This window comes from Vibrio sp. 1401 (genome assembly GCF_033340295.1).
Window position 1 is genome coordinate 1 of sequence record NZ_JAWOWF010000653.1, and the last position, 570, is coordinate 570.

Annotated in this window: 1 protein-coding gene; it reads right to left on the minus strand. The window is 46.1% G+C overall.

Going from position 1 to position 570, the window contains the following annotated elements; genetic code table 11:
• The coding region (locus R7Z77_RS27385; protein WP_318137309.1) for an AAA family ATPase at positions 1–570 on the minus strand (570 nt) is incomplete at both ends.

The following is a 570-nucleotide window of genomic DNA, read 5'->3' on the forward strand; positions in this document are numbered from 1 at the left end:
GCACCCACTAATCTTGCGACTGAGTGTTTCTCCATGAACTCCGACATGTCGATACGTACCATTGCATCTTCGCTGTCGAACATGAAGCTCGCGAGTGTCTTACACAATTCCGTTTTACCGACACCAGTTGGGCCTAAGAATAAGAAGGAACCAATTGGTCGGTTTGGATCAGAAAGCCCAGCTCGGCTACGACGAATCGCGTTCGATACCACTGCAACTGCTTCGCTTTGCCCTACAACACGATTGTGAAGCACATCTTCCATGCGAAGTAGTTTCTCTTTCTCCGCTTCTAACATCTTAGATACTGGAATGCCCGTTTGTTTAGAAAGCACTTCTGCGATTTCGTTATCTGTTACTTTGTTACGAAGCAGCGTCATTTCTTGCATTTCAGCCTGAGTCGCCAAATCTAGTTGCTTCTCTAATTCCGGAATACGACCGTATTGAAGCTCAGACATTCGGTTTAGATCACCAGCACGACGCGCAAACTCCATGTCCATGCGAGCTTGCTCTAGTTCAGATTTAATATGCTGAGTACCAGAAAGTGCGGCTTTTTCTGTATTCCAAACCTCT